At 34.4% G+C, this 14,734-nt stretch carries 11 protein-coding genes; 8 read left to right on the top strand and 3 right to left on the bottom strand.

Translation table 11 applies throughout. The features are described 5' to 3' along the window. The first annotated feature begins 43 nt into the window (after window positions 1–43). The 4 genes from CHB81_RS14330 (at window position 44) to CHB81_RS14315 (ending at window position 6,144) form a co-directional block, all read left to right on the top strand. The gene (locus tag CHB81_RS14330; RefSeq protein WP_089352543.1) at window positions 44–1,306 is read left to right on the top strand and encodes a YeiH family protein; all 1,263 of its coding nucleotides are present in this window, start codon (window positions 44–46) and stop codon (window positions 1,304–1,306) included. A gap of 175 nt (window positions 1,307–1,481) precedes the next feature. After that, entirely contained in the window at window positions 1,482–3,125 is a 1,644-nt protein-coding gene (locus tag CHB81_RS14325; RefSeq protein ID WP_089352605.1) for an arylsulfatase, read from the top strand. 180 nt (window positions 3,126–3,305) lie between these two features. Then, entirely contained in the window at window positions 3,306–4,226 is a 921-nt protein-coding gene (locus CHB81_RS14320; RefSeq protein WP_089352542.1) for a family 2A encapsulin nanocompartment shell protein, read from the top strand. Continuing rightward, window positions 4,210–6,144, top strand: a complete 1,935-nt coding sequence (locus CHB81_RS14315) for a family 2A encapsulin nanocompartment cargo protein cysteine desulfurase (protein ID WP_089352541.1) — start codon at window positions 4,210–4,212, stop codon at window positions 6,142–6,144. Before CHB81_RS14320 ends, CHB81_RS14315 begins: the two co-directional genes overlap by 17 nt. 148 nt (window positions 6,145–6,292) lie before the next feature. On the opposite strand, the gene CHB81_RS14310 is transcribed toward CHB81_RS14315, so the two are convergent. Together CHB81_RS14310 and rocD are read right to left on the bottom strand one after the other, a co-directional pair. After that, complete coding sequence (locus CHB81_RS14310) at window positions 6,293–7,369, bottom strand: glycosyltransferase family 2 protein (protein WP_217899730.1); 1,077 nt, start codon at window positions 7,367–7,369, stop codon at window positions 6,293–6,295. A 215-nt stretch (window positions 7,370–7,584) separates the two neighbouring features. Then, on the bottom strand, window positions 7,585–8,838 hold the full coding sequence (rocD, locus tag CHB81_RS14305; protein ID WP_089352539.1) for an ornithine--oxo-acid transaminase: 1,254 nt from the start codon (window positions 8,836–8,838) through the stop codon (window positions 7,585–7,587). 201 nt (window positions 8,839–9,039) lie between these two features. Here rocD and CHB81_RS14300 point away from each other — a divergent pair, with 201 nt between their 5' ends. From CHB81_RS14300 to CHB81_RS14285, 4 genes are all read left to right on the top strand, one after another. Then, the gene (locus CHB81_RS14300) at window positions 9,040–9,492 is read left to right on the top strand and encodes an Lrp/AsnC family transcriptional regulator (protein ID WP_089352538.1); all 453 of its coding nucleotides are present in this window, start codon (window positions 9,040–9,042) and stop codon (window positions 9,490–9,492) included. Between the two features lie 132 nt (window positions 9,493–9,624). Beyond that, window positions 9,625–10,398: a dienelactone hydrolase family protein gene (locus CHB81_RS14295; protein WP_089352537.1), complete on the top strand. Its 774-nt coding sequence runs from the start codon at window positions 9,625–9,627 to the stop codon at window positions 10,396–10,398. Window positions 10,399–10,557: 159 nt separating this feature from the next. Next, window positions 10,558–11,568 (top strand): DUF3667 domain-containing protein, encoded by a 1,011-nt coding sequence (locus CHB81_RS14290; RefSeq protein WP_089352536.1) that lies wholly within the window; start codon window positions 10,558–10,560, stop codon window positions 11,566–11,568. A 7-nt stretch (window positions 11,569–11,575) separates the two neighbouring features. Then, window positions 11,576–12,592: a M28 family peptidase gene (locus CHB81_RS14285; protein ID WP_089352535.1), complete on the top strand. Its 1,017-nt coding sequence runs from the start codon at window positions 11,576–11,578 to the stop codon at window positions 12,590–12,592. A 173-nt stretch (window positions 12,593–12,765) separates the two neighbouring features. On the opposite strand, the gene rho is transcribed toward CHB81_RS14285, so the two are convergent. Beyond that, on the bottom strand, window positions 12,766–14,658 hold the full coding sequence (rho, locus tag CHB81_RS14280; protein WP_089352534.1) for a transcription termination factor Rho: 1,893 nt from the start codon (window positions 14,656–14,658) through the stop codon (window positions 12,766–12,768). Window positions 14,659–14,734: the final 76 nt, after the last annotated feature.

Below are 14,734 nucleotides of genomic sequence, written 5' to 3'. Positions count from 1 at the left end.
GGTTTTGAAAGTCTTGTAGGAAAACAAACTAATAAACATTAAAATGTCGACCCAAACAAAACAATTTACCCTTCACGAAGATTGGACAGTCGTTATTCTGGGATTTATCACAATCGGAATTTCTCTTTTTATTTTTCTTCCCGAAATTCCCATATTCAAATGGTCAAACACAACAGATCTGCACAATGATGTATTTGATTCCGGGAATCTAAAAATCATCGCATTGCAATTTTTAGATTTCATTTCTATTGGAACAATCGGCGCTTTTTTAGTTGGAAAATCGGTTAAGAATTTCTTGTTCGTTTTCCCTATAGTCTATATACTAACAATTCTTGCTTTGATTATCGCAGGAAACACAACTATAAAAGGATTCAATCTCGAAGCCGTAATTTTTAGTTTGATTATTGGTTTAGCGATCAGTAATTTTTTCAAACTTTCGGACTGGTTTCGTACAGCACTTTCTACAGAAATATTTGTAAAAATTGGATTAATTTTATTGGGAACCAGTGTTATTTTTTCAGACATTCTAAAAGCAGGTTCTTTAGGATTATTTCAGGCTTTGATTGTGGTATTATCCGTTTGGTATTTTGCTTTTTGGTTGTGTAAAAAACTAAAAGTCGATGACGAATTGACAATGATGATTTCCAGCGCTGTTTCTATCTGCGGAGTTTCTGCAGCAATCGCAACATCTGGAGCAATTAAAGGAGATTCTAAAAAACTATCGTATGTTATTTCGATTGTCTTGGTAACCGCAATTCCCATGATGATTTTAATGCCCATAATTGCTAAATATTTCAACTTTCCAGAAGAAGTTACCGGAGCCTGGTTGGGAGGAAGTATTGATACTTCGGGCGCTGTTGTCGCATCTGGAACTTTGGTAGGCGAAACAGCATTGAAAATTAGTACCATTGTAAAATTCTCTCAAAATGTATTGTTAGGATTAGCCGCTTTTGCCATTTCCGTTTATTGGACTTATACCCATAATAAATCAGCAGAAGCTGTTGAATCAAAACCAACTTTGGGTGTGATTTGGGAACGTTTTCCAAAATTTGTACTTGGATTTATCGCTGCTTCATTAATCTTTTCTTTTCTATTGACGTCAGAAGTTAGAGATGAAGTTAAAGACAGTTTGAAAAATATTCAGGGAATTTGGTTTGCTTTAGCTTTTACGAGCATAGGTTTAGAAACCAATTTTAAAGATTTATTGAGTAACAACAGCCGAAAACCTTTATACGCCTTTTTGATCGCACAATTATTCAATGTGATTATCACGCTGATTATTGCCTTTTTGCTGTTTGGTAAATAATCATATCTATAATCTTTGTCATCCTGAACGAAGGACGGATTAAAATCCATCCCTACAATATAATCCGTTCCTCCGGAACTCTTTATAAAATTCCGGAGAAATGATAAATTTTGTAGCAAGGGATTTTAATCCCTTGAAACGCAATGATTTCGACAAATTAAAAATATCAATCATAATGAAAAAAACACTTATTACATTCAGCCTTTTATTAGCCTTTAGCTTTACAATTCATTCGCAAAATCAAACAAAACCCAACATTGTTTTAATTATGGTGGATGATATGGGTTATTCTGATTTAGGGAATTATGGCTCGGAAATCAAAACTCCCAATCTGGATAAATTTGCTCAGGAAGGTTTGCGCTTACGCGAATTTTACAATAATTCGATCTGCGCGCCTACAAGAGGATCTTTGTTAACAGGACAATATCAACACAAAGCCGGAATGGGATTTTTTGATATAAATCTGGGATTGCCAGCCTATCAGGGATATTTAAATAAAGAATCGTTGACCTTAGGTGAAGTTTTTCGTTCTGGTGGTTACAGCACTTTACTTTCGGGAAAATGGCATGTTGGTTCTGAAGATCAGGCGCAATGGCCGAATCAGAGGGGTTTTGATAAATTTTATGGCATTTTAAAAGGTGCTTCAAATTATTTTGATACTAAACCTTTGCCTTTCGGAAAAACACCTTATCCGGTAAAACTGATCAGAAACAATGAAGAACTACATCCAAAAGATGATTCGTATTATTTTACAGATGAGATTGGAAACAATGCTGTGACTTTCCTGGACGAACAAAACAAAGAAAATAAACCATTCTTTTTGTATTTGGCTTTTACCGCTCCACATTGGCCCTTGCAGGCAAAACCTATTGACATTGCCAAATACAGAGGGAAATTTGATGAAGGCTGGGATGTTTTAAGAGAAAAAAGAATAGAAAAATTAAAAGCAAGCGGCATTTTACCTGCTGACCAAACTATAGCGCCAAGAGATCCTGAAGTGCCGGAATGGAACAAATTGACTTATGACGAAAAACAATTCTGGAAAGCAAAAATGGAAGTTTACGCTGCAATGGTAGACAATATGGATCAAAATGTGGGGAAAGTTTTAGAAAAATTAAAAGCGCTTAAAAAAGACAAAAACACATTGATTATTTTTATTTCAGACAATGGTGCCCAAGGAGGTTTTAATACTTATAATCCGCTAGGTCGTGGTTTGGTTCGAAATGACGGACCTGTTGGAACTTCGGGATCATTTGATTATCAAGAACAAAACTGGGCTTATTTATCAAATACTCCGCTTCAGCAGTATAAAAATAATATGCACGAAGGCGGTTTCAGTTCTCCTTTTATTGCTTGGTTTCCCTCTAAAATTAAAGCGGGCAGAATCGATAAAGGAACCGGGCATATCATTGACCTCGCTCCTACTTTCTATGAATTGGCCGGAATTGAATATCCCAAAGAATATAATGGTGTGACGACAAACCCCTTGGTTGGAAGCAGTTTGTTGCCTGTTTTATTTAATAATGTTTCGCAGGTCGATAGAGGCGCACCATTATTTTGGGAAAGAGCAGGAAACAGAGCCGTAAGAGATGGTAAATGGAAATTAGTTTCGACATATCCATCCTACGAATGGGAACTTTATAATATAGAAACTGACAGAGGTGAAACCACAAATGTAGCACAGCAAAATCCCGGAATTGTAAACAAACTTTCGGCTGCCTATTTTGATTGGGCAGATAAAACCGGAGTTGTAGAATACAGCAAATTCAAATTGAAACCGGAAGTAATGCCTGGCGGAGCACTTTTAAAAAGGCAATAAGTAAAGATGCCGTAATTCTGACTATCAACAACTTATAAATTATTTAAAGCAAATTAAACCTCATTTCTTTTTGAGTGCTTTTATTTTTAACATAAATTTACTTATAGCGTAAAATAGGGCTCTGTCACTTGAAACCTATTAACATCTTAAAACAAAAAATAACCTTTAAAGCATTAAATCATGGCTGAATCAAAACAACAACAGACCGCATTAGGCGACGTAGCAGCAAGACAATTAGCAATTGCAACACGTACAGTTCCTCAAATTGGAACTATATCTCCGCGTTGGCTAACGCATCTTTTGCATTGGACTCCGGTAGAATCAGGTGTATTTCGTTTGAATAAAGTAAAAGACGGAAGTCACATAGAAGTAGATTGTTCTGCAAGAGACGAAAGAGTTTTACCAAACACTTTTGTCGATTATATTGATAATCCAAGAGAATACAATCTAGCCGCTGTTCAGACAATTGTAGAAGTTCATACACGTGTTTCTGATTTGTACAGTAAACCGTACAATCAAATTTCAGAACAGCTTCGTCTGGCTATCGAAACCATCAAAGAACGTCAGGAAAGCGAATTAATAAACAATAAAGATTATGGTTTGTTGAGCAATGTTGCTCCTTCACAAATTATAAAAACCAGGACTGGCGCACCAACACCAGACGATTTAGACGAATTATTGACTAAAGTATGGAAAGAACCGGGTTTCTTTTTGTTGCATCCTTTGGCAATTGCCGCTTTTGGCCGTGAGTGTACACGTCGTGGTGTTCCGCCTCCAACAACTTCTTTATTTGGATCACAGTTTTTGACCTGGAGAGGAATTCCGCTAATTCCATCAGATAAATTACCTATCAAAAACGGAAAATCTAAAATCATTCTTTTAAGAACCGGAGAAAGCCGTCAAGGTGTTATCGGATTGATTCAGCCGGGATTACAAGGCGAGCAATCTCCTGGATTATCGGTTCGTTTTATGGGAATAAATGAAAAAGCAATTGCTTCTTACCTTGTATCTCTTTATTGCTCATTGGCAATTTTAGTAGATGACGCCATCGCTGTTCTTGAAGATGTAGAAATAGGAAAGTATCATGAGTACAAATACTAACAACAACGGTTTACCAAACATTGACGATTTGCAAAATTTAGCAAACGAGCTGTTCAGGACTTTACCCAATGAGTTTCCGAAAGAAATTTCGTTGACTCCGGATAAAAACGAACATCCTCGTGCTACTAAAATTGCAGAAACGTTATTGCAGTCCGGAAATGTAGGTAATACAGCTCCGATTTCTGCACAAGATCCGTTGAATATTCAGCCAACCCAAAATTCATTTAGTGGTTTTGGAACGACTCCAACAGTTGCTAATTATGGCAATACAGGAGCTTCGGCTTTATATCCAAATGCCGGTGCCGGATTTAATCCGCAAAGTGGTGTCACAACATCAGGAGTTCAGGAAGATTACAATCTAAATATGAATAATCCGCATACGGGTTTTTATGATACTAATTTAAAAAATGGAGCATCGCCACAATTGAACGAAGACTCGTTTTTCTCCCAATTGCTTCTGAATAATGAATATTTGCCATTTCAAACGGAGAATTCTTCTTTTGAAATCGAATTACAAACGGCTTTAGCAACAGTTGATACACAATTTAAAAGACGCGACATTTCTCCATTAAATGGAGATGGAGCGGGAAACAACTATTATTTCTTAGATCAGAATCCTTTTGCTTTTGATAAAAAAAGCCCAAATGCGATTGTTGGAAATACTTTTGGCTCTAAAGAAATTACTGGTATTACAGGTTCACATTTTAATGCAGAATTAATCAAAAAAGATTTCCCGATTCTAAGAGAAACCGTAAACGGAAAACCTCTGGTTTGGTTTGATAATGCAGCAACAACTCAAAAGCCACAATCGGTAATTGATCGTATTGCGTATTTCTACGAACATGAAAATTCAAATATTCATCGTGCAGCGCATGAATTAGCGGCACGAGCTTCTGACGCTTATGAAGCTGCACGCGAAAAGGTAAAAACCTTTTTGAATGCTAGTTCTGTAAACGAAATTGTATTTGTTCGCGGTGCAACGGAAGCAATCAATCTGGTAGCGCAAAGTTGGGGCGATCAGAATTTAGCTGCCGGAGACGAAATCATTGTGAGTAATCTGGAACATCACGCGAATATTGTTCCGTGGAAACGATTGGCTGACAAAAAAGGATTAAAGTTAAGAGTGATTCCCGTTGATGATGACGGTCAAATTTTATTGGATGAATATGCTAAACTGCTCAATCCGAAAACACGTTTGGTCGCTTTTACGCAAGTTTCAAATGCATTAGGAACTGTAACTCCTGCTAAAAAAATTGTTGAAATGGCACATTCTGCTGGAGCGAAAGTTTTAATCGACGGCGCACAATCCGTTTCTCACATGAAAGTGGATGTTCAGGATTTAAATCCGGATTGGCTTGTTTTTTCGGGGCACAAACTATTTGGTCCAACTGGAATTGGTGCATTATACGGAAAAGAAGATTTACTGAACGAAATGCAACCGTATCAAGCGGGCGGAAATATGATTCAGGATGTGACTTTTGAGGAAATCAAATACCACAAAGCACCCAATCGTTTTGAAGCAGGAACAGGAAATATCGCTGATGCAATTGGTCTTGGAGCCGCTATCGATTACGTAACAAAACTAGGAATTGAAGCAATCGGGCAATACGAACATTATTTGTTAGAATATGCCACAAACCTCTTAAAAGAAATTCCTGACGTGAGATTGATAGGAACGGCTAAAGATAAAGCAAGTGTGCTTTCTTTTACTCTTCAAGGTTATTCAAATGACCAGGTTGGTCAAGCGCTTAACAAAGAAGGTGTTGCTGTAAGAACCGGACATCATTGTGCACAGCCAATTTTACGACGAATGGGTGTTGAAACAACTGTACGTCCTTCATTGGCATTTTACAATACCACTCAAGATGTAGATACGTTTATCAAAACCTTATGGGAACTTAAAAAAGTTAGGTTTTAAAATAAAAAAAGAGTCAATGCTTTATAAACATTGACTCTAAAGAAATAGTTACTTTTTTTGATATTTTAAGTAATTATAACCAGAAGGCGTTCGCTGTGGCGAACGCCTTTTTATAGTATAAATATAACGATTTAAACTTTCAATATATTTAATGTTTATACTCTTTATAAAAAAAATCTTTAGATCTTTCCTTCTTAAAAAATTCACGGTTATGTAAAACCGATTCATGTTTATCTTTAAATTTTCCTGCCATTTCATTATAGTAAACAGCTTTTTCAATATCACCATTGTTGTAATAACAAACTGCTAACTCTATAGCAGGAACAAAATTCCAAGAGTCAACCATGATTATACTAGCATCATTAGGAATTTCCAACGTTAATATATGTTCATACCAATAAATGGCTTTTCGATAATCTTGATTTTCTTTATAAATAGCTGCTATTTCACAGCAAGATTCTGCTCTGGGAATATCATAAGAAAAACTTTGGAAAAAATATTTCAAGGCATTATCATTATCCCCTAATACCTTATAAATTTTACCAATTTCTAAACAAGCATTTATATTATCACCAGGGGCACCTTGTTTTGTATCTAGAAATTTATTAAAGAATTTAATTGCTTCTATATGCTTCTTGTGATCTCTTAATTCTCTTGCATAATAGTATAATGATCTTGAAGAAAAAGGTAAATTCTTTCGAAGCTGTTCTTCATAAATTTTTAAATTTCTATCTGAAAAGGCATCTATTTTTTTATGTGTTACAGCAATTTCAGATATTAAGTAATTGTCACGATATTCAATGTATTCATGAACAGGATCATTCCATTGATAATTATTAAGTCTCTTTAGTAATCTTTCTCTATGAAAAGAATATATCGGATTATTATTATTGTCTACAACATAGTTATAGTTCATCAAAACTATATCAATTTCTGGACTAAGCGTCTTCTTTAAATCCAAAAATGCTGCTTTATCCTTTTCAATTATAATATCGTCTGCATCTAACCACAACTGATAATCCATTGTGGCTTTAGAAAAGGCAAAATTTCGTGCTGCAGCAAAATCATTTATCCACTCAAAGTCATAGACTTTATCAGTAAATGAATAAGCTATTTCTTTCGTTCGATCATTAGAACCTGTATCAACAATTATAATTTCATCAACAATTTCCTTTACAGAATTAAGGCAATTTGCTAATGTATCCTCTTCGTTTTTTACAATCATACATAAACTTATTGTTACCATATCTTATCCGAATAAATTAATAATTTGCTTATTTGTGATTTTTTTTGCAAAATTAATTCACCTAACAAGTTCTTAATAGCCTTCAAAAGGTTTAATTATGTTAAAATAGTACTTTATTTTAAAGCTCAAAAAAAAAACCATATTCGGTGTTCCGAATATGGTTTTTACAGTTTTACAAACTAAATATTTACGAATTAATCTCTAAACTCATTTAGGGATTTTTCTATAATTTCAAGACATTCCTGAATTTGCTCTTCGGTCATAACCAAAGGCGGTGCCAAACGAATTTTATTCCCGTGAGTTGGTTTTGCTAATAATCCGTTATCTCTGAATTTTAAACAAATTTCCCAAGCCAAATCAGAATCCTCTCCACAATTAATCACAATGGCATTCAATAAACCTTTTCCTCTAACTAAAGTAATTAGATTGTTACGTTCTGCAATTTCGTTCAAACCTTTTCTCAAAAGGATTCCTAAACGTTCTGCGTTTTCTGCTAAATTTTCGTCTTTAACCACTTCAAGAGCAGCAATTGCAACCGCAGCAGCAACAGGATTTCCTCCAAAAGTAGATCCGTGTTGTCCAGGTTTAATTACATTCATGATTTCGTTATTTGCTAAAACTGCCGAAACTGGATAAACTCCACCAGAAATTGCTTTTCCTAAAATCAAGATATCCGGTTGTACATTTTCGTGATGAACAGCTAATAATTTTCCGGTACGCGCAATTCCCGTCTGAACCTCATCTGCAATAAACAATACATTATGTTTCTCACACAACGCTTTTGCTTTCGCCAAATATCCTTCTGATGGCACATAAACTCCCGCTTCACCCTGAATTGGTTCTACTAGGAATCCTGCTATATTTTTTGATGATTCTAAAACTTTTTCAAGAGCTTGAAGATTATCATATTCTATTTTTATAAATCCTTCTGTAAATGGACCAAAGCTTTTACGGGCAGTTTCATCATTCGAGAAAGAAATAATTGTAGTTGTTCTTCCGTGAAAATTATTCTCACAAACAATAATCTGTGCAAGATTTTCGTGGATTCCTTTTACTTCATAAGCCCATTTTCTACAAAGTTTCAAAGCCGTTTCAACCGCTTCTGCACCCGTATTCATTGGTAATACTTTATCAAAACCAAAATAATTGGTTACAAATTCTTCGTAGTTTCCTAATTTATCATTGTAAAAAGCACGAGAAGTCAAAGACAATTTCATTGCCTGATCCGTCATTGCTTTTACAATTTTTGGATGGCAGTGACCTTGATTTACTGCAGAATAAGCCGATAAAAAATCATAATACTTTTTTCCGTCAACATCCCAAACATATACTCCTTCTCCTCTTTCTAACACAACTGGAAGTGGATGATAATTGTGAGCTCCGTATTTGTTTTCTTTTTCGATCAAAACCTCAGACTTTGATGAAAGTACTTCTTGCTTATGTCCCATGATAATTTATTTTTATTGAAGCAAAAATATAAAATTTATTTATTTAAATGCAATAATCAACATGTTTTAACTCAATAATAGCTTTTATAAAAACAAAATAACTTATTTTAACACAATTATAAGTCATTTTACCTTTCATATTTAAACAACAAATGATAGTTATTTTTATCTTTACATAAATTAAACGAAAAAAAATATTGCATGGATATCTTAGACGAGTTTGACATTAAAATTATAAAGGAATTAGAAAAAGATGGACGAATTGCATATTCTACCATTGCCACTAATTTAAAAATTTCAAATACTATGGTCCACCAACGTATTAACCGTTTATTTGAACAAGGAATCATAACAGGCATTAAACCTATTTTGAACGAAAAACAAATTGGTTACGATTGGGCTTCTTTTACAGGTATTACACTAAATAAAGATTCCGATTCAGAGCGAATTATCGAAGCATTAAAAGAAATACCTGAAATTACCGAATGTTATTTTGTAACCGGATCTTTTACACTATACCTTAAGATTACGGCAAAAAACCACGAACATATGCGTAGAATATTATATGAAAAAATCGATAATATTCCCGGAATTGCCAAAACTGATTCTATGATTGAATTAGGATGCGCTTTTAAACGAAATATCACCTTATAAAGCATAAGAATAATTTTAGAATTCAATAGATTATTAATTCCGAAAGCCAAATGTTATAAACCTCAGAAGAAATGACTTTTGAGGTTTTTTTGTAACATATTATTTCTGATATTTGTTAAAAATTGTGAGAACATGAAAAATTCTGCCCTATTACTTTTTGCGACTATATTGTTTTCTAACACTATAAATGCACAATTAAAACCTGTGAAATACGCCGATGGAAATCAGGTATTAAACGGTTTATTAATAAAATCAACTAAAAAAAGCAGCAACAATCCCGGCATTCTTCTTATACCTGCATGGCTTGGAATCGACAAAGCCTCGAAAGATATTGCCGAGAATTTATCAAAGCTGGGGTATACCGTTTTCATCGCTGATATTTATGGTGAAGGAAACTATCCGAAAAACACAACAGAAGCAGGAAAAATAGCCGGTCACTATAAAACTAATTATGCCGAATATCAAAAACGCATCAATCTGGCTTTACAGGAATTAATAAAATCGGGGGCAAATGCAGACAATATTGTAGCTATCGGATATTGTTTTGGAGGAGCGGGAGTTCTGGAAGCGGCTCGTGGACATTTGAATCTAAAAGGTGTTGTTTCATTTCATGGAAGTTTAGCCAGAGATGCCAGTCGTTCTGTAGAACCAATTACTGCTAAAGTTTTAGTTTGTCATGGTGCTGATGATCCATACGAATCTAAGGAAGAAATTACAGCTTTTCAGCAAGAAATGCGTGACGCAAAAGCAGATTGGCAAATGATTTACTATGCAAATGCTGTTCACTCTTTTACAAATCCGGAAGCCGGAAACGATAATTCTAAAGGCGCTGCTTACAATGCTGTAGCTGCAAAAAGATCATTCGAACATTTACAGCTTTTTTTAAATGAAGTTTTAAAAAAATAAGGTTTAAGCCCACAGGTTTAATAGATTTACACAGATTATTTAAAAAAAGTGATCCCACAGACTAAAAAGAAACCAGCGTAAATCCGTTTAATCCGCGTCATCCATGGGCAAAAAAAACATAAAAACCCAACCATAAACCACATATCAATAAAATAACCAATGTCACACAGTCCGATTAGAAAAGACAAAACCTGCTTAAATTGCAGACATGTTGTCGAACAAAAATTTTGTCCAAATTGCGGACAGGAAAATACAGATAGCCGAAAAACATTTCATCACTTGTTTATCCATTTCTTTGAAGATTTGACGCATTATGAAAATGCTTTTTGGAAAACCATCAAAAACTTACTTTTCAAACCTTCTACTTTAACCAAAGAATATCTGTCAGGAAAACGATTGTCTTATCTGGCTCCAGTTCGTCTTTATATTTTTATCAGTTTTATTACTTTTCTTTTAATTGCTTTATTTCCAAATAAAGTAAGTGAAAATCTTAACAAAAGTCAGGAAGAAATTAGTTCAAATTTTGAAAAACCCAGCAAAGACAAAACTAAAAATCACAGTGATAAAAACTATGTGCAAGAAAAAACGATGAAACAAATCGATAAAAAGTACTTTCAAATAAAATCAATGAAAGAGATCGATTCGATTCAAAAGTATGGTAAGGAAAGTGAAAAACTTTCTGATTTTGGATATTGGATTTACGAAAAGGCTGTTCATGTTACGGAGCATAATACTAAAAAGGAAATCATTGAAAAATTTATAGAATCTTTTCTTCATAATATCCCAAAGATTCTCTTTATCATAATGCCTTTCTTCGCCTTTTTCTTATGGATTTTTCATAACAAAAAGAAATGGTATTACTTTGATCATGGTATTTTTACCTTACATTATTTCTCATTTCTTCTTTTAATATTTCTGATCTTATTTATTATCAACAAAATAATTGGCTTATTTGGAGAAGATACTCCACTTACGGTTGTAGGCAATATTATTAATTTTGTAGGTATTCTCTGGATGTCTTATTATTTTTATCCCGCACATCATCGTTTTTATGGAGAAAGCAGAATAGTGTCGTTTGTTAAAAGTTTTATCTTATTTTTTATAAACTTCTTTTTTATCCTATTTTTACTCGTTTTTTATATGTTATACATATTTATCAATTTACACTAACTAATCAATGAAAAAAATTATAGTCTTATTATTAGTTGCATCGGCGTTTTCTTGTAAAAATACGCAGGCTGTTGCTTCTAAAGATAACTCAGATCCGACTAAATACATAAAAGTCATTACCGAAAAAGATCTTAAAGAAATGCTTTATATTGTAGCTTCTGACGAAATGGAAGGCCGCGAAACCGGATCAAAAGGTCAGAAAAAAGCAGGTTTATACATGATCGACCAATACAAAAAAAATGGTATTTCGTTCCCAAAAGGAGCAACAGATTATTACCAACATATTCCTGCTTCGTTCCTGAATGCAAAACGTAACGAAAACTTACCTGATTCAGAAAATATCTGGGCTTATATTGAAGGTTCTGAAAAACCAGATGAAGTTTTGGTAATTTCAGCACACTACGATCACGTTGGAATTAAAAATGGTGAAGTCTATAACGGAGCTGATGATGACGGTTCCGGAACTGTAGCTGTTATGGAAATAGCTAAGGCATTTGCAAAAGCTAAAAAACAAGGTCATGGCCCAAAACGTTCTATTTTATTCCTTCATGTAACTGGTGAAGAACACGGTTTACATGGATCTCGTTATTATTCTGAAAATCCATTATTTCCAATTGCCAACACTATTACTGATATCAATATCGATATGATTGGTCGCCGCGATGTAGAACATGCTAAGACAAACAACTACGTTTACGTAATTGGTGCTGACAGATTATCTACCGATTTGCACAATATTGTAGTAGCGCAAAATGATAAATACACCAAATTAGATTTAGATTTTAAATTTAATGACCCAAAAGATCCAAATCATTTTTATGAACGTTCTGATCATTACAACTTCGCAAAAAACGGTATTCCGGCAGTTTTCTTTTTCAACGGAGTTCATGAAGATTACCACGGTAAAGGCGACGAACCTCAAAAAATTGAATACGATGCTTTAACAAAAAGAGCACAACTGGCTTTTGTCATTGCCTGGGATTTAGCCAATAGAGAGAATAGACCGGTAGTTGATAAAAAGTAGGCTCAAAGGTTCAAAGTTACAAAGGCTCAAAGTTTTTTTTATAGACTAAAGTCTATTTAGAGCAAAACAAAAAGGGATGAGTTTTAAAACTCATCCCTTTTTTATATTATAGATTTCAAATGAAAACCTCAGAACCTTTGCCACTTTGAACCTTTGAGCCTTTGTCCCTTTCTCTAGTCATTCATAGAAATCAAAAACTCTTCGTTATTTCTAGTTTTCTTGAAACGATCGTTTACAAAATCCATAGATTCAACAGGGTTCATATCTGAAAGATACTTACGCATAATCCACATTCTTTGTAAAGTTTTTTCGTCTAATAATAAATCATCACGACGTGTACTTGACGAAGTAAGATCAATTGCAGGGAAAATACGTTTGTTAGCGATTTTACGATCCAATTGAAGCTCCATGTTACCTGTACCTTTAAATTCTTCAAAGATAACCTCATCCATTTTAGAACCTGTTTCAGTCAATGCAGTTGCGATAATACTTAATGAACCACCGTTTTCTACATTTCTTGCAGCTCCAAAGAAACGTTTTGGTTTTTGTAATGCATTTGCGTCAACACCACCACTTAATACTTTACCAGAAGCTGGCTGAACAGTATTATAGGCTCTTGCCAAACGTGTAATCGAATCTAATAAGATTACAACATCATGCCCGCATTCTACCAAACGTTTTGCTTTTTCAAGAACGATATTAGCAATTTTTACGTGCTCTTGCGGTTCTCTGTCAAATGTTGAAGCGATAACTTCACCACGCACGCTACGTTGCATATCTGTAACCTCCTCTGGACGCTCATCGATCAAAAGAACAATAAGGTAAACTTCCGGATGGTTGGCAGCAATTGCATTTGCAATGTCTTTTAACAACATTGTTTTACCCGTTTTAGGCTGAGCGACAATCATACCACGCTGTCCTTTTCCTATTGGAGAGAATAAATCGATAATACGAGTTGAAACTGAACTGCCTTTTTCGGCTAATTTGAATTTTTCTGAAGGAAAAACCGGTGTCAAGTGCTCAAAAGAAACTCTGTCACGAACAACTTGCGGATCGTGACCATTAATTTTAAGTACACGAACTAAAGGGAAAAATTTCTCACCTTCTTTTGGAGGACGAACCACTCCCTTTACAGTATCTCCGGTTTTAAGACCGAATAATCTGATTTGTGAAGTTGATAAATAAATATCATCCGGAGAAGCTAAATAATTATAATCTGATGAACGTAAGAATCCGTATCCGTCAGGCATCATTTCAAGAACACCTTCACTTTCGATAATTCCGTCAAATTCAAAATCTGAATCTCTGAAATTACTCTTTTTATTTTTATGATTTGGATTTTGATTCCCAGTATTCACATTTCCGTTCCCATTTGGATTTGGATTTGGATTTTGGTTTGGGTTTTGATTCGGATTCTGGTTTTGGTTTGGATTTTTCTGATTCGGATTTATCTTTTTTACCGGAGCAATACTCTCTGTTTTTTCTGCAATTTCTTTTTTCTCTTCTACTGGAGTCTGTGCTTCAGGAGCTGTTTCTTCAATTTCTTCAGAAACTACTTCTTTTGCAGCTTCTTTTTCTTTTTGAAGGGCAACCTTTTTCTCGTAAGCTGATTTATTAAACTTTACTATTTTTGGTCCTTTTTTCTGTATTTCTTTATTTTCAGAAACTTCCTGAGTTTCTTGTGTTTCTTCTGCTTTTGGTGTTTCCTCAACCTTTGGAGCTTGCTGAACTTTAGAAGCTGCCGGTCCTTTAGGATTTGCTTTTGAAATCGCAGGAGTTTTAACTTTTTCAGGAGCTTCCTCTACCTTATCAAATTCTAACACCGGAGCATCTTTTGAAATGGCTGCTTTTTTCGCAGGAACAATTCTTGCCCTTTTCGGTTTATCATCTTCTACTTTTTCGGCCACAGCATTTACCGGCGGCGCTACAGTCGCTTCCTGATGTGCTAAAATCTGACTTATTAAGGTCTCTTTTTTAACGCCATTAAACTTTATAGTTTTAGCTAACTTAGCTATTTCTTGAAGCTCAGAAAGCTTCATTTCTTTTAATGCAGAAATATCAAACATGAATGTTCTATGAATTTAATTATTTTAAAGGAAATACTGTAAAAAGAATAGGTAGATATTTTATTTCAATTGCCCG

The sequence above is a fragment of the Flavobacterium sp. ov086 genome (assembly GCF_900187965.1).
Classification (GTDB): domain Bacteria; phylum Bacteroidota; class Bacteroidia; order Flavobacteriales; family Flavobacteriaceae; genus Flavobacterium.
The sequence above is the reverse complement of the archived record's forward strand: the minus strand, read 5'-3'. Positions and strand labels throughout refer to the sequence as shown.